This window comes from Streptomyces sp. NPDC005805, from assembly GCF_040630445.1.
Lineage (GTDB): Bacteria > Actinomycetota > Actinomycetes > Streptomycetales > Streptomycetaceae > Streptomyces.
The window spans coordinates 1-18,415 of record NZ_JBEXXN010000037.1; the positions used below are offsets into that span (position 1 = coordinate 1).

The window sequence follows — 18,415 nt, forward strand, 5'->3', positions numbered from 1 at the left end:
CATGACGGTGATCTTCGCGAACTCTCAGACCGCGAAGATCACCACCGTCGACTACAAGCAGCAGTTGATCAATTACCCAACACTTTCTCAGCCGGGCCCGTGCGGCGCGGTCAGTCGGCCAGTGTTCCGGGACCGACGGCCGGGGCGGGCCTGGACGCCGTCGGCTTCAACGTCGCCTGCCTGGTCGGCGAGGGCGGCGACACCTTCATGCCACGGCGCCGCTGTCTGTACCCACTCGAGGAGCATGTTCTCCTCGCCGGTGATCAGCCCGTCGACGGCGGAGAACTGCCCCGTGATGCCGATCGCGGCGCGTCCCGCCTGCGGGTCAGAGGCTGCGGGCGGTGATGTCGCCCGGGACGGCGGTCGCGTGGATGCTGAGTCCGGCGGTGCCGTCGTTCCGGAGACTGTTGCTGACGCGGCCGAGGCTCGTCGCGGCGTCCAGAGAGGCGGAGACCCCGGCGGCGGCGCCGACCGTGATGTCGCCGGCCTGGGTGCGGTGGACGACCTCGCCGCGCACAGCCTCGGTGATCAGGATGGCGCCTCTCGGGGTGCTGATCTCGGCGGGGCCGCCCAGCCGGCCGACCTCCACGTCACCGTCGACCGTGGTGAGCCGGATGCTCGCGGGCTCGTCGAACTTCATCCGATGGTGACGTCGCCGAGCCGGCCGACGCCCCGGACCTCGGTGGCCTCCGCCTTCGCCTGCACATGGGAGCCGGCGGCCAGTTGGACCGTCATCATCTCGACGGCATGGGAGACGCCGTCCGGGAGTACGAGGAACTGTTCGTCACGGTCATGATGCGGTCCGGCGTGCCCAGGACGATGGCGCGGGTGATGGTCGCCCTCCTCCTGACCGACGCCGGCAGCATGACCGCCGCCGAACTCGCCCGGCACCTCCAGGTCAGTCCGGCGCCCTCGGCCGGTGCCGCCGGGTCTGCGCGGAGCGCGACTAGGAGGTGTCCCGCGGGCGGGACGTGTGGCGCCCCGGCCGGTGACCCGGCTCGCGACCACCGCCGTGCCGCCGGTGACCGCACCGATCCACCAACTGTTCTCCGCCACAGGGGAATTGCGGCAGTCGTGTCCTTGACGGGGCGGGCTGCCCGAGGTCCGCGGCGGTCGGGTCGATAGTGAATCGCTGGGGATGGCCGTCCGCTGGCAGGCTGCCCGCATGGATCACGCAGAAGTACTGCTTGTCGGGGGACGGGCCGGTGTCGGCAAGACGACGGTGGGGTGGGAGGTCTCGGCGCTGCTGCGCTCCGCGGCGGTCGCCCACGCGATCACCGATGGTGACTTCATGGGGCAGGCGCACCCTGCACCAGAGGGAGACCCGCACCGCGCAGAGATCACCGAGAGCAACCTGACCGCCGTGTGGGCGAACTTCACCCGATGCGGATACCGGCGCCTCGTCTACACGAACACCGTAAGCGTGCTGCCGGAGGCGGCGGGTATGTTCGAGCGTGCCATGGGGAGTGGAGTATGGATCACACGAGTCCTGCTCACCGCCTCCGACGCCACCGCCCGCGAGCGGCTGGTGGGCCGGGAACTCGGCTCAGAGCTGGAACAGGAACTGGGAGCAAGTATCCGCAAGGCACGGCTCCTGGATCGGCGGGCTCCTGAGGACATCGTGCGAGTGGCGACGGACGGGCGGCTCGTCGTCGCCATCGCACGGGAGGTAGCGGCTGCCACCGGATGGACGACCACCGCTTCTCCGTGGCAGAAGGGCTGCCGAACGAGCACTTGTGGCACGCCGCATGCCTCGTCGGTGACGACCGGGCTGCCTTCTGCGGCGCTGCCCGCCGGCTCGGACGGCTTCGCCGGTGACCACTTCCGAGCTTCGGCTCATGAATCGGTCGGGCGTTCGGGTGGGCTGCGGAGGGGTGATCCGGGGCGCGTGGCGTCACTTCGGGGGAGGTGGCGCGTTCAGGTTGCCGTGACGCCATTGCAGGGACGATTCTGCACGGGTCCGGGTGGTGGCGTGACCGGTAATGACCAGCGGACGGCGTGGAGAGTTGCGGACGTGAGGACACGCTTGGACGGTGCGGTGACGCCGTCCGCGTACGAGGACCGGGGGCGGGTGACCGCAGGACTCGTCGGCCGGGAACGGGAGTCGCGGGAACTGGAACGGCTGCTCGCGACGAGCCGGCTGGTGACGGTCACCGGGCCGGTGGGCGTGGGCAAGAGCAGCCTCGCCGCCGCCGTGACGGCGCGGGGCGGGGGCGCGGGCCCCGTGCTGCCGGTCCGGTGGGAGGGGGACGGGCCGCCGTCCCTGGCCGAGGCGGTCGCGGAGGCCGTCGCGGAGGCCGCGGGCGACGCCGCCCCAGTGCCCGGCCCGGACCGCGGGGAACCGACCCGGCGGCTGGTCCGGGAGCTGTCCCGCACCCGCGCCCTGCTGCTCCTCGACGACATGGACCCGGTCCACACCGAATGCGCGGGCCTGGTGCAGCGGTTGCTCGGGGCGCTCCCGGCCCTGCGGGTGCTGGTCACGGCCCGGGGACCCCTCGGCCTCGGCGAGGAGCGGGTGCTGCCGCTGGCGCCGCTGGGCACCGAGCCGGGGCCCGGCCGCGCGGTCGCGCCCGCCGTGCGGCTCTTCCTGGACCGGGCGCGGGCCGTATGCCGCCGCCCGGCCGTCCTCCCCGGCCGGCGCGCCGCGGAGCCCGGTCCCTGCCCCGCCGAGGCCGGTCTCCGCGCGGCCGACGGCGGCCCCCGCGCCGCGCACCCCGGTGCCGGTGAGCGGTACCTCCGGGCGGTCACCGACATCTGCCGCCGGCTCGACGGCCTGCCCCTCGCGATCGAGCTGGCCGCCGAACAGACCGCCCACCACGAGGTGTACGAGATCGCCGCCCGGCTCACGGACCACCAGTGCTGGCTGCACAGCCCCCGGATGCCCGTCCGCCGGCACCGGTCCCTGCGGGACGCGGTCGCCTCGGCCTATGTGCTCCGGGACCGTACGGAACGGATCGTGTGGGGGCGCGTCAGCATCCTCGCGGGGCCCTTCGACGAGTGGACGGCGGTCTTCGTCTGCGCCGGCGGCGCCGTCGCACCGGGCGACGTCCCCGCCTGTCTGGCCCGGCTGGCCGCCGCCGGCGTCCTCGAAGCCGTGCACGAACTCGACGGCCGCCGCGAGCCCCGGTACCGGATGGCCCCGGCCGCCAGGGACTTCGGGACCGAACGGCTGCGCCAGGCCAGGGAGTTCGACGCGGCCGCCGAACGCCGCGCCTTCCACTGCCACCAGGTCGCCGCCGTCGCCGAGAACCTGTGGGACACCGGCAGCCAGGACCAGGCCCTGCGGCTGGTCCGCCAGGAGGCCGGGAACATCCGGGCGGCCCTGGCGCACGCTTCCCGGCAGCCCGGCCATGCGCACACCGCGCTGGAGACGGCGCTGAACCTGTGGTTCTGGTGGGGGCCGAACGGCCGGGCGGACGAAGGGCTCGCCCACCTCCTCCCGCTGCTGCCGCTGGGCGATCCCGACGACCCCGTCACCGCCCGCGCCCAGTGGCTCGCCGCGTGGCTCACGGCGGGGGCGCGATCCCGAGGGCGCGGACGACCTGCTGCGCCGGGCCTGGCCGACCGCGGTGCTGGCCGGGGACGACGCGACCCTCGGCCGCATCGCGCACGTCAAGGGCCTGGTGGCGCTGGCCCGGCAGGACCCCGCCGCGGCCGCCGGGCACTTCCGGGAGGCCGCCGGCACCATCCCGGCCGACGCCCCGGGCGGCCCGCCGGCCGCCGTCGGCCACGCCGCCGCCGCGGTGGCCGCGGCCCGGTTCGACCCCCGGGCCGCCCTCCGCTCCGCGCACCGGGCCGCCGCCCGGCGGGAGACCCGGAACGACGCGTGGGCCACCTGCGTCGCCCGGTACGCCCTGGCCCTCGCCGACCACACCGCCGGGCGCGGCGCACGGGCCCGGCGGCGGGTGCTGCGCCTGCTGGAGTCGGCGGACGGCCTCCTCCCGGACGCGCGCGTCCATGTCGCGGCCCGCCGCCTCCTGGACACCGTCGAATCAGGGGACAGGGCGCCCGGCCCGCCCTGCGGGAGCGTGCCCGGTGCGGGCGGGGCGTTCGGTCCGTGCGGCTGCGGGCGGTGCCCGGTATGAGCCCCGGCCGGGCGCTCTCAGGCGGTCGCGAGGACGCGCGCCTCCGCGTCCCCCAACAGGCCCGGCGCCAGCCGCCGGTGGACGGCGGACAGCGGTGTCCACACGGTACGGCCCAGGCGTCGCCGGTAGTGCAGGAACGTGCCCAGCGACACCCGCCCCTCGCCGCGGTGGACGAGGAGTTCGCAGGCCAGGAACCAGGACCCGGCCTCCAACCGGATACGGTCCGCCTCGCGCTGGGCGACCCGCCAGCCGGCCACCGTCTCGGAGGACCGGCCGGGGGCGAGCCGCAGCCCCAGCAGACCGCGCCAGATGAACCGCTCGCCCGGCCCGGGCACGTCCCCGAACATGGCCCGGGCCCACTCCTCTGGCGTGGTTGCGGGGTCCGCGCCGGTCGTCAGGGTGAACACATCGGCGTAGTGGACGGCGGGCAACGCGCTCCCGGCCCGCAGCAGTTCGGGCACCCGGCGCACACCGACCACGCTCCGCACACGTGACCGCACGTCACCGGCCGGTTCAGGGGTGGAGGGAGGCACGGGCGGTCTCCGTTCGTCGGTACGGAAGCGTAGGAGTGAGCGTAGCCCCTGCGTGCGCGGGGGCGTGCTGAGACCGTGCCTGAGCACGGTTCGTTGACGATCGCGGCGGGCCCAGGGCGTCCGGCGCGGCACACGGTCCCCCCGGGAAAGGGGGAGTTCAGCGCCGCACGCGGTAGCGGAGATAGGCCACGCCCGAGCCGAAGGTCCGGGTCTCCGCGAGTTCGAGGTCCACCCGGCGCTCGTCCCGGGGGAAGAACGGCACACCGCCGCCGACCAGTACCGGATGGACCATGGCCCGGTACTCGTCGATCAGGCCCGCCGCGGCGATCTCGGCGGCGAGCCTCGCGCCGCCGATCGCGATCTCGCCGTCGCCCGGCTCGGCGCGCAGCCGCTCGATCTCCTCGGCCGGACTGCCGGAGGCCAGGCGGGCGTTGCCCTCCACCGCCTGGAGCGTGGTCGAGAACACCACCTTGGGGAGCGCCTTCCAGAGGGCGGTCCACTCGCGTGTGTCCTCGTCGGGGGAGGGCTCCTGGTCGGCGGTCTCCCAGTACAGCATCGTCTCGTACAGACGCCGCCCCAGCAGATGGACGCCGACCTGCCGGATGTCCTCGGTCCAGAAGCGGAAGACCTCCTTGTCGGGCTCCGTCCAGTCGAAGCCGCCGTCCGGCCCGACGATGTAGCCGTCCAGGGAGACACCCATCGAATAGGTCACGCTGCGCATCGGAAACCTCCTCGGGAAGAGGTCCGAGACTACGACCGCCGCCCGCCCGGCTCGCCCACCCGGGCGCCGGTCCCGGGCCGTGTCGTCCGGTCGCGCCGGCGGTGGGTGCGGCCGGGGAGGGCGGCGGTGGTGAGCGCGAGGGTGACCCCGGCCGCGATCAGGACGGTGGTCGAGGGCGGGACGTGCGCCAGGAGGAACCCGGTGGCCGACGCGCTGATGCCGTAGCCGATGCCGCTGCCCGCGTACTGGAGGGAGTAGCCGACGGGGTGCAGGGAGGTGGGGAGGGCCCGTTGCAGGGACAGGTTCCGCGCGACCAGCACGACGGCCTGGCACAGACCGGCCAGGAGCAGCAGCGCGCCGAGGGTACCCACCGAGGGGGCGGCCGCCATCGCGCTCGTCACCGCGACCGTGGCGTACAGCAGGAGGACGCTGTGGCGTTCGGGGCCGCCCGGCCAGGTGCGCAGGCCGTACAGGAGGCCGCCGAGGATGCCCGCGAGGGCGAAGCCGGTGAGCAGGGGGCCGCTGTACGCGAGGGGCCGGTCCCGCTGTTCGAGGAGGGCGGGGAGGGCGAGTTCGACCGTGGCCAGCAGATACATCGCGGCGGCACTGGTGAGATAGATGCGCCAGGCCGATGCCAGCGGTCCGGCCGTGCCCCGTCGCCGGCCGGCCGGCTCGGGCCGGCCGGTCTTCTCCGGCAGGAGGCACACCCCGGCCGCCCCGGCCAGCGCCGCGACCGCGGCGACGAGGAACGGCACGGTCGCGGACCAGCCGGAGGCGACCGTGGCGACCAGCGCCGGGGCGGCCGCCCACACCGCCATGTTCAGCGACGACTCCCAACTGAGCGCGGAGTTCAGGTCCTTCGCGGGAACCAGGTCCGCCACCATGGACCGCAGCGCCCCCGGGGCCGCCGCCCCCGCCGCACCGGCCACCGCGGCCAGGGCGACGGCCACCGGCGCCGGAGCGGCGGGGACGAGGGCGACGGCGGCGAGAAACACGGAGGAGACGCCCAGCCCCACGGCGATCTCCCGGCGGAACGGCCGGCTCCGCAGCCTGGCTCCCAGGAGCGGGGCGCCCACCGCCTCCGCCGCCGTGTACGCGGCCGCCATCATGGCGCCGCGGGTGTATCCACCCGTCACCTCCCGGTCCAGGAACACGAACGCGAGCGGCGCCATGGCCACGGGAAGTCTGCTCGTGGCGACCACGCACGACCAGACGGCCATCCGTGTGCCGGCCAGACCGCGGTAAGCCAACCGTGGATCTCCTTCGTGTCGGACTCCCCGGGAGGGTTCCCTTCGGGAGGGCTCTCTCCCGGGGAGGTCTGTCTCTTCGGACGGGCCCGGCCGTCAGGCGTGGCCCGCCCCGTGCCGGGCGCCCCGGGCGCCCCCCTGCCGGGCGCCGGCCAGAACGCGCTCCAGCCCGGCCTCCAGGGCGTGCGCCTGCTCCCGGGCGGGTGCCAGCACGACGTACTCGACGGTGCCGCTGACGTCCGTGTCGTCCGAGGCGATCACGACCCCGCGACGCCGTTCCGGGTCCCACGCGAGGCCGACCGCCTCCAGTTCCGGCAGCAGGACCCGCAGGGGCGGGGCAGCGACGTTGAAGCGGCTCAGCAGGGTGTGGCTCTCGGACCAGCCGGGGCCGACCAGGGTCTCGGCGATGCCGTGCAGATGGGTGCTGGCGCCGAGACGGGCGTTGACCTCGTTGAACCAGAGCTCACCCGCGGGCGAGATCACCGCGTCGATGCTGGCCGGTCCGGTGTAGCCCAGTCGCTGCATCAGCCGCGCCATCCGCAGTGACTCCCCGGCGAACTCCCGCCACACCTGCCGGGGGATCGACGCGGGCCTTGCCTCATGGCGAAGATCCACCGGCTCACACCGGAGCACCCCAGGATGTTCCGGGCCGAGGTCGTGCGTTCCGTGCGGGTGTCCCCGTCCATCCAGCGCGTCACGGTCACCGGCCCGGAGCTCGGCGAGTTCCCGTGGCTGGGCTACGACCACTGGTTCCGGCTGTTCCTGCAACTTCCCCACCAGCGCGGCGGTCTGCGGCTGCCGGTGTTCACCGGCACCCGGTGGTGGGGGCCCTATCTGGCCATCCCCGAGCACGAGCGGCCCCACTGCGCCAACTACACCGTGGCCGGCTTCCGGGGCCGGGCGGCGGAGATGGACATCGACTTCGTCCTGCACTGCGGCCCGACGGGCGAGTTGGAGGGGCGGGCCGCGATCTGGGCGTGCTCCGCCCGCCCGGGCGCCGCGCTCGCCGTGCTGGACCAGGGCATCCTCTTCGACCGCCCGGAGGACGCCACCGAGGTCCTGATCGTGGCCGACGAGACCGGCCTGCCGGCCACCGCGGGCATCCTGCGCTCCCTGCCGCGCGACACCGTCGGACGCGTCATCCAGGAGGTGCCCACCGCGGGTGACCGCCGGGAGACCGAGGCGCCGGACGGGGTGGCGGTCACCTGGGTCGTCCGCCGCGACAGTCGGTCCGTCCCCGGTACCGCCGCGCTCGCCGAACTCCTGCGCCACACCGCCGTCGACCCGGCGGGCTACGCGTTCGTGGTCGGCGAGTCGGCCCTCGCGACCGAGGGGCGCAGGCACCTGCACCGGCTGGGTCTGCCGAAGAACCGCATCACCTTCTCCGGCTTCTGGAAGCACGAGCCGACGAGCCACGCGGCCTGAGGACGGTCCCCGCGACGCACCCCGGGACCGCCCGGGCCCGTCGCAGTAGCATGGCGGAATGGCAGGAGACGGGGAGTTCACACGCGACCAGAACTACCTCACGACCCGGATCACCGCGGACGGCCGGGACGGCTGGCCGGTGGAGCCGGGCCGCTACCGGCTGGTGATCGCGCGGGCCTGCCCCTGGGCGAACCGGGCCGTGATCGTCCGGCGGCTGCTGGGGCTGGAGGACGTGCTGTCGATGGGGATCGCCGGGCCGCTGCACGACGAGCGCAGCTGGTCCTTCCACCTCGACCCCGGCGGCAAGGACCCGGTCCTCGGCATCACCCGCCTCCAGGAGGCGTTCTTCGCGCGCGACCCCGGCTATCCGCGCGGCATCACCGTGCCCGCGCTCGTCGACATCCCCAGCGGGCAGGTGGTGACCAACGACTTCGCGCGGATCACCCTCGACCTGGAGAGCGAGTGGGCGGCCCACCACCGCGCGGGGGCGCCCGACCTCTACCCGGAGAAGTGGCGCGCGGAGATCGACGAGGTCGCCGAGCAGGTGTTCCGGGACGTCAACAACGGTGTCTACAAATGCGGGTTCGCCGGGTCGCAGGAGGCGTACGACAAGGCGTACCGGCGGCTCTGGGAGCGGCTGGACCTGCTGGAGGAACGGCTCGGGCGACAGCGCTACCTGGTCGGGGACACCATCACCGAGGCCGATGTGCGGCTCTTCCCCACCCTGGTCCGCTTCGACGCGGTCTACCACGGCCACTTCAAGTGCAACCGGCAGAAGCTGACCGAGCTGCCCGCGCTCTGGGCGTACGCGCGCGACCTGTTCCAGACGCCCGGGTTCGGCGACACCATCGACTTCGAGCAGATCAAGGCGCACTACTACGGCGTCCACCGCACCATCAACCCCACGGGCATCGTCCCCGCCGGCCCCGACACGGCCGACTGGCTCACCCCGCACGGCCGTGAGGCCCTCGGCGGACGGCCCTTCGGCGACGGCACCCCGCCCGGACCGCCGCCCGCCGCCGAGCGGGTCCCGCCCCTGGGCGGTACGGCGGCGGCATGAACTCTCGCCCCATGCGGGGGAGTTGATCGCCGGAGGCGGTCGGCCGCGTCGTCGCGGTCAGTCGGTGGCGGCCCGCCCGGACAGCCCGGCAGGCGTGTCCCGCACGCCCAGACGCAGATGCTCCACGTGGTAGAGGGCCTGTTCGAGGAGCTGGGCGACATGGTCGTCGTAGAGGGCGTACACGATCGAGCGCCCGTGCCGCTCGCCCACGACCAGCCCCAGGTTGCGCAGCAGCCGTAGCTGGTGGGAGCAGGCGGACGCCTCCATGCCGACCGCGTCCGCGAGGTCGCTCACCGAGCAGGGGCCCTCCTGGAGGCGGGCGAGGATGTGCAGCCGCGAGGGTGTGGCGAGGGCCTGGAGGGTGGCGGCCACATCCGCCGTGCCCACCGCGTCGAGCCGCTCGCGGGGCGTGGCACTGCTCCTGGCGTCGGTTCCATGGCCCATGAGCGCCATCATACGGATGACACCTGAAGACCTGTTCATGTATTCCTGTATGGTGTGCGCGTTCCCTCCGCGCGCTCCCTCGCGTTCCCCGCCCGCCTCCGAAGGGTCGCTCCGCCATGTCCACTGCCCCGTCCTCCGCACCGGCCCGGCGGCCCGCCTCCGCCGCCCCGGACCCGCGCCCGGCACCGCGGCCGCGACGCACCCGGGTCCTGGCTCTGCCGGAGGCCCGCTGGGCGCTCGCCGCGCTGCTCCTCTTCCTGGCCGCCCTCCCGCTGGACCTCCTCGGCGCCCCGGCCTGGCTGTGGGGCCCGCTGTACGCCGCCGTGTACCTCACCGGCGGCTGGGAACCGGGCCGGGAGGGGTTGAAGGCCCTCGGGAACAGGACCCTGGACGTGGATCTGCTGATGGTCGTCGCCGCGCTCGGCGCCGCGGCCATCGGCCAGTTCCTCGACGGCGCGCTGCTGATCGTCATCTTCGCCACCTCCGGCGCCCTGGAGGCCGTCGCGACCGCGCGGACCGCCGACTCGGTACGCGGCCTGCTCGACCTCGCGCCGACCACCGCGACCCGCCTCCTGCCCGGCGGCGGGGAGGAGACCGTCCCGGCCGGCTCCCTCGCGGTGGGCGACACGATCCTGGTCCGGCCCGGTGAACGCGTCGGCGCCGACGGGCGGGTCCTGGACGGGGAGAGCGACGTCGACCAGGCCACCATCACCGGCGAGCCGCTCCCGGCGGCCAAACGGGCGGGGGACGAGGTCTTCGCCGGCACCCTGAACGGAACCGGCGCACTGCGGGTACGCGTCGGACGCGACCCCGGGGACTCGGTCATCGCCCGGATCGTCAAGCTGGTCGAGGAAGCCTCCCGGACCAAGGCCCCCACCCAGCTGTTCATCGAGAAGATCGAGCAGCGGTACTCGATCGGCATGGTCCTCGCGACCCTGGCCGTCTTCGTGATCCCGCTCGCCCTCGGCTCCGCGCTCCAGCCGGCCCTGCTCCGCGCGATGACCTTCATGATCGTCGCCTCGCCGTGCGCGGTGGTGCTCTCCACGATGCCGCCGCTGCTCTCCGCCATCGCCAACGCGGGCCGGCACGGCATGCTCGTCAAGTCGGCCGTGGTGATGGAGCGGTTGGGCCGGGTCGACACCGTGGCGCTGGACAAGACCGGCACCCTGACCGAGGGGACCCCGCGCGTCACCGACGTCCGCCCCGAGCCCGCCTCGGGCCTGGACGAGGACGGGCTGCTCGCCCTGGCGGCCGCCGCCGAGCACCCCAGCGAACACCCCCTGGCCCGCGCGGTCGTCCTGGCCGCCCGCGAACGCGGCCTCGTCCTCGCGGAGGCGACGGGCTTCACCTCCGCACCCGGCGCCGGGGTCACCGCCACGGTCGGCGGCCGGACCGTACGGGTCGGCGCCCCGGCCCGCCTCGCCCCCACCGGCGCCCCGGACCCCGGCGGCGCGGTGCGGGCCCTGGAGGACGAGGGGCGCACGGCGGTCCTGGTGCTGCGCGACGGCGTCCCGGTCGGGGTGCTGGGCATCGCCGACCGGCTCCGCCCCGGTGCCCGCGCCACCGTGGCGGCGCTCACCGGACTCACCGGCCGGGCACCGGTCCTGCTGACCGGCGACAACGAGCGCGCGGCCCGCCGCCTGGCCGCGGAGGCCGGTATCGACGAGGTCCGCGCGGGGCTGCTCCCGCAGGACAAGGTGGCGGCGGTCCGCGCGTGGGAGGCGGCGGGCCGCCGGGTGCTGGTGGTCGGCGACGGCGTCAACGACGCCCCGGCCCTGGCCGCCGCGCACACCGGCATCGCGATGGGCCGGGCCGGCTCCGACCTCGCCCTGGAGACGGCCGACGCCGTGGTCGTCCGCGACGAACTCGCCACCGTCCCCGCGGTCGTGGCCCTCTCCCGCAAGGCCCGCCGCCTCGTCGTGCAGAACCTGGTCATCGCCGGGATCTTCATCGCCGCGCTGGTGGCCTGGGACCTCCTCGGCACCCTCCCGCTGCCGCTCGGCGTCGCCGGCCACGAGGGCTCCACCGTCGCCGTCGGCCTCAACGGCCTGCGCCTCCTCCGCGAGTCCGCCTGGACCGGGTCCCCGGACAGGTCCCCGGGCGGGGCCCCGGACTAGGGCCCCGGCGTGACCGGGCGGCGGACCGGCCGCCCCGGTGGTCAGCCGCCCCCGGCGTCGCCCTGCTGCTGTGCCTGCTGGGCGCGTTCCTCCGGGGAGGGGCCGAAGGTGTCGTCCAGGGCGCGGTTCCACTGGTCGTCGGTGATGCCGAGCGCGTCGTTGAGCAGCTCCGACTGCGCACCGCCCCGGCCCTCGGTGAGGACCGTGCGGCCGGTGTCCTTCCAGGTCTGTTCCATCTCCTGGCCCGCCCGCTCGAAGGACTCGGCGCTCCAGTCCGGGTCGAGGTAGTCGGGGGTGAAGATGTCGCCCCAGTCCTGCTTGGCGATGTCCTCCTCGGAGGCGTGCGGGTTGCCGCCCGCCACGGAGTTGACCCCCACCTTCAGCGCGCCCTGCACGTACTGGTCGTGCTCCCACTGGGTGCCCGCCGCCAGGCCGAGGCGGTTGGCGATCGCGCTGGCGTCGTTCACCAGGGCGCGCACGCCCCATTCCCAGCGCTCGCAGAAGTCCTCGAAGTCGACGGAGAGGCCGTGGTGCCCGGCCTCCATCCCGGTCATCGACAGGGCCGAGAACCCCTTGCCCATCTTCGAGCCGGTGGCCCCGCCGAGGTCGCCGAGCTGGTCGATGGTCGCGCCCACGCCCTTGGTGAACCGGGCGACGGACGCCTTGTCGAAGTTGAGGTCCGCCCCGTCACCGCCCACGGCCGCCGCCCCCGTCCCGGTCCGGGCCGGTGACGTGGTCCACGTCCAGGGCGACGGCGTCCGGGACGATGCCCGCGACCGGCGGGAAGAACATCGACCCGTCCTCGGTGGCGATGTCGACCGCCAGCCCGGCGGGCTCGTTCAGCGACGGCACGATCTCGTCGACGATCCGCGCGCCCAGCAGCGCCGCGTAGTCCATCGGCCGGTCGCCGGGGCCGTGGTGGAGGGCGAACCGGGCGAGGGCGGTCTCGTCGGTGAACCCGCAGATCCACCGCACACCTCCCGAGCGGGCGCTCCACAGGCCGCCGTCCGCCGTGGGGACCAGGAGGACCGAGCGCCGCATCTCGCCGACCAGCGCGCGCGGGTCACCGGTCCCGGCCCGCTGCCGGGCGATGCGTTCGGCCAGCGCTGTCCTGGGTGGTTCCACGTTCCCTCCCCGTCGTCCGTCCCGTCGCGTGTCCCGTCGTGCGTGCGTGGTGCGTGCCGTCGTGCGTGCGTGGCTGAAAGGCGCCGCCGGCACCGGAGAAACCGTAGAGCAGGACGCGCGGGGCGGGCCAGACGGTTCTCCCGGGCCCGTGCGGCGGGGCGCGGGCCGCGTGCTCAGCCCTCCAGCGTGAGGGAGAGGATCGCGCCGATGAAGCCTCCGGTGCCCTCCTGGGCGCCGTGCCAGGTCTCGCCCGACTCCGGCCGGGTGCCGTACATCCGGAAGAAGAACAGCGGGTCGCCGCCGGAAGCGGTGGCGTTGCCGACGCCGGCGTCCCGGCGGGCGTAGTTCTCCATGGTGACGTAGTCGTTGCCGCTGGTGGCGATGGTCGCACCGAAGTGGTACTCGAAGGTGCTGTCCCGGTCGCGGGCCCCCTCCTGCTCCGCGTCGCCGTAGCCGACCGTCACCAGGGCCGAGCCGGGAGGCGGGGGTGGCATGAACTCATTGAGCCCCAACTGCCGCAGTGCCGCCTCCAGTTCGGGGGAGTTGGCGTCCTTCAGATCCTGGAAGGTGCGGCTCATGTCCCGCGAGTAGGCGAGATACGCCTGCGTGTCGCCCTGCTGCCCCAGCCGGAGGGCCTCCTTCAGGCCGTCCTGGTGGCTGCCGCCGCCGTCGAGGAGGTCGAGCACCCGGGCCAGGAAGTTCTCCCAGGCGCTGATGCCCCGGGCCGAGAGCCCCATCTTGCCGGTGACGAACTCGGCCATCTCGTTGCAGCGCTGGGGAGTGAGGACGGACAGGCCGGTCGCCTTCTTCGTCCTGCCCAGCATCCCGGCCACGCCGCTCTGCTTCCCGGTCGCCACCACCGGCTTGACCTGGTACAGCCGCCGTTCCCCCGACTCGCCCCGGACGCGCAGAAAGCGCGAGCCCTGCTGGAGGCGGACCCGTCCGCCCAGCGCCCGGTTCGCCGCCTGGATGTGCCGTTCGGTGGCGAAGAAGACCTTGGACTCGCCCGTTCCCTGCTCGACCGCCAGATCGAGGGCGTCCGAGAGGCGCAGCCGGACGCTGCCGTTGTAGACGAGGTTCGGCGTGCGCGACTCCGCGTCCGCGAACCAACTGTCGTTCGCCTCCTGCTGGCTGGGGAAGAACTGGTCGTCGCTCTCGGCGCTCCTGGTCGAGACGACGGACGCGCGCCGGTGCTTGCTCGGGTAGTTCTCCGCGCCGGGGTCGATCTCCACATAGCGCTGGACGACGGGGGCCTCGCCGCCGGCCGGGGCGCGGCGGGCGCCGGACAGCAGCCGGGTCACCGCCGCGTTGCCGACGCTGCGCTGGAGCGCCCCCACGGAGGCCGGGGGCAGCTGCCCGGCCGGTGCGGCGGAGGCGGACACCGGGGAGGCGGGGCCGACGGGCGGTCGGCGGGGGCGGGCCCGGGCGGCCAGGTCCGTGGCGGGGTCGGCCTGTTCCTGCTTGCGCATGCTCGTCCTTCGGCTGGCGTTCCATCGGCGGAGGCGGTGAAGGGGGCCTCGCGCGGAGTGTCGCGCGCACCGGTGGCGGCGGGGAAGGGACCCGAGGGCAGACCCCGGTGTACTCCCGGGGCACCGGCTGCCCACCGGACGGCACGGCGAAGGCCGTCCTCACCGGGCACACCGGACGGCACGGCACCGCGAAGGCCGCCGCACGAAACACCCCGGCGCGCCGGGGGTTCGCTTTGGGGCCGGACGCCGCCCGGCGCACATGCGGGGCACCCGCACGGGCAGGTGCGCCCTTGTCGGCCGCACGGGCGGCCGGCTTTCGGTCTCCGGACGGCGAAAGGAAAGCTCATGGCGCACCCGACCACCCGGGCGGCAGGCACATCCATGGAGGCAGGCCCTGCCATGGCGGAGCTGCCGGAGGTCGCCGTCCCCTCCGAGGTCGCGCCCAGGGACGCCCGGCAGTTGTCCAAGGCGTTCTTCGCGCGCCTGGAGGCACTGGAGGAGGGCACGGCCGACCACCAGTACGTGCGCAACACCCTGGTCGAGATGAACATGTCGCTCGTCCGCTTCGCCGCCGGCCGGTTCCGCAGCCGCGGACCGGAGGAGATGGAGGACATGGTCCAGGTCGGCATGGTCGGCCTGATCAAGGCCATCGACCGCTTCGACGGCTCCCGCGAGGTCGAGTTCACCTCCTTCGCGATCCCGTACATCGTCGGCGAGATCAAGCGCTTCTTCCGTGACACGTCCTGGGCCGTGCACGTCCCCCGGCGGCTCCAGGAGGCCCGGATCCAGCTCGCCCGCGCGACGGAGGAGCTGCGCGGCCGGCTGGGCCGGCAGCCGACCGTCCCGGAACTGGCGGCCCTGATGTGCCTGCCGGAGGACGAGGTCGTCGAGGCGCGGGTCGCCTCCAACGGCTACAACTCGGCCTCCCTGGACGCCACGATCGGCGGCAGCAGCGACGGGGAGGCGGTCCTCGCGGACTACATCGGCGCCGACGACGCGGCCCTGGAACGGGTGGAGGACCTGCACACCCTGGCGCCCCTGATCGCCGGGCTGGAGGAGCGGGACCGCCGCATCCTCCATCTGCGGTTCGTCGAGGAACTCACCCAGGCGCAGATCGGTGAGCGGCTCGGCGTCTCGCAGATGCACATCTCCCGGCTGCTCGCGCGGACGCTGACGGGGCTGCGCGAGGGCCTGCTCGGCACGGACTGACCTCCGGCGGGCGCGGACCGGCCGCCGCCGTCCCGCGCGGCCGGGCCGGGCCGTCGCGATGCCTCCGTGGGAGAGATGACTCACGGTCCCGCTCCTCCCGTTCTGCCCCTTTTCGCCGGGCGGGCTCCGCTCCACGGGCACCCGTCGCCCCGCCCCTCGGGCATAGGGTCGCGACGGCGGGGCAGAGGCCCTGGCGTGGACCAGGACCGGAGGCAGGGCGATGGACACTCTGTTTTTCGAGAGCAGCAGCCTGGAGGCGACCGAGGAGTTCCTCTCCCGGGCCTACGCGCCGATGAGGATCGGCGGACGCCCCAAGGAGACGGGGGCGCACATCTCGCGCAGCGCCGCGGAGGGGCTGAGCGTCGACCGGCTCGACTTCGACTACACCATGAGCTACGACGCGGGCGCCCTGGAGCGCGTCTGCCTGATCACCGTCCACCGGGGGGCCAAGGTGGACACCACCGGCGGGCGCCACGAGGTCTACGGGCCCGGGGAGACCTTTCTGATCGCCCAGCCCGACCGGCCCTACACCGGCGAACTCCGGGCCGCCCGGTACACGATCGCCATGTTCGACCCCGCCCTGCTGACCGAGGTCGCGGCCACCGGCGCGCGTCAGCAGGAGCCGGTGCGGATCACCGGCAGCCGGGCGGTCGACGCGGCGGCCAACCGGCGGCTGGGCACCACCGTCGCCTTCCTGCGCGACCATGTGCTGAGCGACCCGGACGCGGGCGGGCTGGTCGTCGCGACCGCCGCGCGCCATCTCGCGGCCGTCACCCTGAGCGCCCTGCCCAACACCGCGACGGCCGCCGACGACCACCGGGTGGACAGCCGCGACGCCTCCACGGAGACCCTGCGCCGCGCCATGGCGTTCATCGAGGACCACGCACACCGCGACATCGGCCTCGCGGACATCGCCGCCGCCGCGTCCGTCACCCCGCGCGCCGTCCAGTACGCCTTCCAGCGCCACGCCGGCACCACACCCCTGGGGTACGTCCGCCGGGTCCGCCTCGCCCACGCCCACGCCGACCTCAAGGCGGCCGCCCCGGGTGGCCCGGGCGTCACCGCGATCGCACTGAAGTGGGGCTTCGCCCACCAGGGCCGCTTCGCCGCGGCCTACCGGGGCGTGTACGGGGTGCCGCCGTCGGTGACCCTCCGCGCCCGCCCGGACGCGGGGAGCGGCCCCGAGGGCGGGCCGGGCCGGGCGGCCGGTGAACGCGGCACACGCTGACGCGAGGCCCGCAGGGGCTCAGCGGCTCAGCGCGCGCGGTCCGGGACGGACGGGCCGGTGGCGCCGGCCACCCCGGTACGCCCGTCCGGGGGCTCGCCGGGCGCCGGGCCCTCGTCACGGGACGGCAGCGGTCGGACCGCCGGGCCCTCCAGCACCGCGCCGTCCGCGGCGAACCGGGACCCGTGGCACGGGCAGGACCACGCCTGTTCGGCCTCGTCGAAGGCGACGAGGCAGCCCAGATGGGTGCAGCGCGCCGACAGGCGGTGCAGTCGGCCCGTGGTGTCGCGACGTGCCGCCACCGGCCCGCTGCCGTCGTGGAGCACGGCGCCCTGGCCCGGTGCCAGGTCCTCCGCCGTGCGCGGCTCGCGGCCGGCCCCGGTCAGGTTGCGGGCGGTCCGCAGGCCCGACCGCAGCACCGCCGGTCCCTCGGCGAGCGGGCGCAGCCGGAACGGGTCGAACACCTCGGTGTACGGGGAGGGCCGTCCGGTGAGGCGGTCGGCGAGCAGCGTCCCCGCGGCGACGCCCCCGCTCAGCCCCCAGCCGCCGAACCCGGTCGCCACCCAGGTGTGCCGCGCCCCGGGGTGCAGCCGTCCGATGTGCGGCAGGTGGTCCGAGGAGAACACGTCCTGGGTCGCCCACCGGTGGCTGACCACGAGGTCGCCCAGGTGCTCGCGCGCCCAGGCGGTGAGCCGGTCCAGACGCGGTCCCGCTCCCGGGTCACCGGGGTCGCCGGCGCGGAACTTCTCGCCGGTGGCCACGACCACCCGGCCGAGCGTCCCGTGCGGGACGGTCCGCAGGGAGCGGGTCCCCTCCTCCTCGGTGAGGAACATCCCGTCCCCGAGGCGGGCGTCCGGCGGCAGGGGCGCGGCGACCACGACCTCCCGGAGCTGGTCGAGGCGGGGGAAGAGCAGGGCCCGGTCGAAGACCGGGTAGTGGGTGGCGACGACCACGTCCGCCGCCTCGATCGCGTGGCCCGTGCTCGTCTCCAGCCGGCAGGACCGTCCCTCGGTGAGGCCGGTGACGCGGGTGCCCTCCAGTACGGTGCCGCCGCGCCGGAGCAGTTCGCGCACCAGGCCCAGCAGGAACTTCCGCGGGTGGAACTGCACTTGGGCGTCCAGGCGCACGGCCGCCGCGACGGGAAACGGCAGCGGTATGTCCCCCGGCTCCGTCAGCAGGTCCACGGGCAGCCCGGCGGCGGCCGCCGCGTCCGCCTCCCGGCGGATGCCCTCCGCGTGCGCGGGGTCGGTGACATAGGTGTAGGCGGGGGCCCGTTCCAGGTCGCAGTCGATGTCCAGCTCCCCGGCGAGCCGCGCCACCCGCTCCACGGCCCCGGCCTGCGAGGCCGCGTACCGCCGGGCGGTCTCCTCGCCGTGGACGCGGCCGATGCGCCGGTAGGCCGTGCCCTGGAGGGCGGAGACCTTGGCCGTCGTCCGGCCCGTCACCCCGCGCGCCGGCCGGTCCGCCTCGACGAGCACGACCTCACGGCCCGCGCGGCAGGCTTCGAAGGCGGTGCAGATGCCCGCCATACCGCCGCCGACGACAACGAGGTCCGCCGAGAGGGGACTCCGCAGCGGCGGGTGCCCGGGGCCGGGGTCGTACTCGTTCCAGAGGGAGTCGGCCGGGGAGCCGGTCGGGGTCATGGGTCCTCCCGCTGAGTGGGGCCGTCCCGGCCACCGCGGCCGGACGCCCCGGGTACCCCGCCGGGCCCGGGGTGAACCCGGGTACCCGGTCCCGCGCCCGCTCCGGCCGCCG

At 74.9% G+C, this 18,415-nt stretch carries 16 protein-coding genes and 3 pseudogenes; 7 read left to right on the forward strand and 12 right to left on the reverse strand.

All coding sequences use genetic code 11. From position 1 onward, the window contains the following. Nucleotides 1–237: 237 nt before the first annotated feature. Nucleotides 238–333: pseudogene (locus ABZ457_RS20385) on the reverse strand (ABC transporter); the annotation flags it as partial. Next, a pseudogene (locus tag ABZ457_RS20390) lies at nt 326–753 on the reverse strand (hypothetical protein); the annotation flags it as partial. The pseudogenes ABZ457_RS20385 and ABZ457_RS20390, both read right to left, overlap by 8 nt. A gap of 412 nt (nt 754–1,165) precedes the next feature. Here ABZ457_RS20390 and ABZ457_RS20395 point away from each other — a divergent pair. Next, nucleotides 1,166–1,693: pseudogene (locus tag ABZ457_RS20395) on the forward strand (hypothetical protein); the annotation flags it as partial. A 201-nt stretch (nt 1,694–1,894) separates the two neighbouring features. Here the strand turns inward: ABZ457_RS20395 and ABZ457_RS20400 are convergent. Next, entirely contained in the window at nt 1,895–2,869 is a 975-nt protein-coding gene (locus tag ABZ457_RS20400) for a hypothetical protein (protein ID WP_359159098.1), read from the reverse strand. Nucleotides 2,870–3,569: 700 nt separating this feature from the next. Here ABZ457_RS20400 and ABZ457_RS20405 point away from each other — a divergent pair. After that, entirely contained in the window at nt 3,570–4,085 is a 516-nt protein-coding gene (locus ABZ457_RS20405; RefSeq protein ID WP_359159100.1) for a hypothetical protein, read from the forward strand. A gap of 17 nt (nt 4,086–4,102) precedes the next feature. Here the strand turns inward: ABZ457_RS20405 and ABZ457_RS20410 are convergent, their stop codons facing one another. The 4 genes from ABZ457_RS20410 to ABZ457_RS20425 form a co-directional block, all read right to left on the reverse strand. Next, a complete protein-coding gene (locus tag ABZ457_RS20410) occupies nt 4,103–4,573 on the reverse strand; it encodes a DUF2867 domain-containing protein (RefSeq protein WP_359159102.1) in 471 nt (156 codons plus the stop codon). A 202-nt stretch (nt 4,574–4,775) separates the two neighbouring features. Next, nucleotides 4,776–5,339 (reverse strand): dihydrofolate reductase family protein, encoded by a 564-nt coding sequence (locus tag ABZ457_RS20415; protein ID WP_359159104.1) that lies wholly within the window; start codon nt 5,337–5,339, stop codon nt 4,776–4,778. A 29-nt stretch (nt 5,340–5,368) separates the two neighbouring features. After that, a complete protein-coding gene (locus ABZ457_RS20420; protein ID WP_359159106.1) occupies nt 5,369–6,589 on the reverse strand; it encodes an MFS transporter in 1,221 nt (406 codons plus the stop codon). Nucleotides 6,590–6,682: 93 nt separating this feature from the next. Beyond that, nucleotides 6,683–7,201: a peptide ligase PGM1-related protein gene (locus tag ABZ457_RS20425; protein ID WP_359159108.1), complete on the reverse strand. Its 519-nt coding sequence runs from the start codon at nt 7,199–7,201 to the stop codon at nt 6,683–6,685. On the opposite strand from ABZ457_RS20425, the gene ABZ457_RS20430 reads away from it, so the two are divergent. Beyond that, nucleotides 7,187–8,011 carry a siderophore-interacting protein gene (locus ABZ457_RS20430; RefSeq protein WP_359159110.1) on the forward strand — a complete coding sequence of 275 codons (825 nt, stop codon included), beginning with the start codon at nt 7,187–7,189 and terminating at the stop codon, nt 8,009–8,011. The genes ABZ457_RS20425 and ABZ457_RS20430 overlap by 15 nt on opposite strands. A 58-nt stretch (nt 8,012–8,069) precedes the next feature. Further along, nucleotides 8,070–9,071: a glutathione S-transferase C-terminal domain-containing protein gene (locus tag ABZ457_RS20435; RefSeq protein ID WP_359159112.1), complete on the forward strand. Its 1,002-nt coding sequence runs from the start codon at nt 8,070–8,072 to the stop codon at nt 9,069–9,071. Between the two features lie 57 nt (nt 9,072–9,128). Here ABZ457_RS20435 and ABZ457_RS20440 read toward each other — a convergent pair whose 3' ends face one another. Then, the gene (locus ABZ457_RS20440) at nt 9,129–9,515 is read right to left on the reverse strand and encodes a metalloregulator ArsR/SmtB family transcription factor (RefSeq protein ID WP_359159114.1); all 387 of its coding nucleotides are present in this window, start codon (nt 9,513–9,515) and stop codon (nt 9,129–9,131) included. Nucleotides 9,516–9,631: 116 nt separating this feature from the next. Here ABZ457_RS20440 and ABZ457_RS20445 point away from each other — a divergent pair, with 116 nt between their 5' ends. Further along, nucleotides 9,632–11,632 (forward strand): heavy metal translocating P-type ATPase, encoded by a 2,001-nt coding sequence (locus ABZ457_RS20445; RefSeq protein WP_359159116.1) that lies wholly within the window; start codon nt 9,632–9,634, stop codon nt 11,630–11,632. 41 nt (nt 11,633–11,673) lie between these two features. On the opposite strand, the gene ABZ457_RS20450 is transcribed toward ABZ457_RS20445, so the two are convergent. The 3 genes from ABZ457_RS20450 to ABZ457_RS20460 all read right to left on the reverse strand — a co-directional run bounded on the left by ABZ457_RS20450 (nt 11,674) and on the right by ABZ457_RS20460 (nt 14,226). Next, the gene (locus tag ABZ457_RS20450) at nt 11,674–12,330 is read right to left on the reverse strand and encodes a hypothetical protein (RefSeq protein ID WP_359159118.1); all 657 of its coding nucleotides are present in this window, start codon (nt 12,328–12,330) and stop codon (nt 11,674–11,676) included. Then, the gene (locus ABZ457_RS20455) at nt 12,320–12,757 is read right to left on the reverse strand and encodes a hypothetical protein (RefSeq protein WP_359159120.1); all 438 of its coding nucleotides are present in this window, start codon (nt 12,755–12,757) and stop codon (nt 12,320–12,322) included. Before ABZ457_RS20455 ends, ABZ457_RS20450 begins: the two co-directional genes overlap by 11 nt. Before the next feature lie 173 nt (nt 12,758–12,930). Then, nucleotides 12,931–14,226 carry a hypothetical protein gene (locus ABZ457_RS20460; protein ID WP_359159122.1) on the reverse strand — a complete coding sequence of 432 codons (1,296 nt, stop codon included), beginning with the start codon at nt 14,224–14,226 and terminating at the stop codon, nt 12,931–12,933. Between the two features lie 399 nt (nt 14,227–14,625). On the opposite strand from ABZ457_RS20460, the gene ABZ457_RS20465 reads away from it, so the two are divergent. Both ABZ457_RS20465 and ABZ457_RS20470 read left to right on the forward strand, forming a co-directional pair. After that, on the forward strand, nt 14,626–15,435 hold the full coding sequence (locus ABZ457_RS20465) for an RNA polymerase sigma factor SigF (RefSeq protein WP_359159124.1): 810 nt from the start codon (nt 14,626–14,628) through the stop codon (nt 15,433–15,435). A gap of 220 nt (nt 15,436–15,655) precedes the next feature. Further along, nucleotides 15,656–16,663 (forward strand): AraC family transcriptional regulator, encoded by a 1,008-nt coding sequence (locus tag ABZ457_RS20470; RefSeq protein WP_359159127.1) that lies wholly within the window; start codon nt 15,656–15,658, stop codon nt 16,661–16,663. A gap of 26 nt (nt 16,664–16,689) precedes the next feature. Here ABZ457_RS20470 and ABZ457_RS20475 read toward each other — a convergent pair whose 3' ends face one another. Continuing rightward, nucleotides 16,690–18,303, reverse strand: coding sequence for an FAD-dependent oxidoreductase (locus ABZ457_RS20475; RefSeq protein ID WP_359159129.1), 1,614 nt, complete (start codon nt 18,301–18,303; stop codon nt 16,690–16,692). Nucleotides 18,304–18,415: the final 112 nt, after the last annotated feature.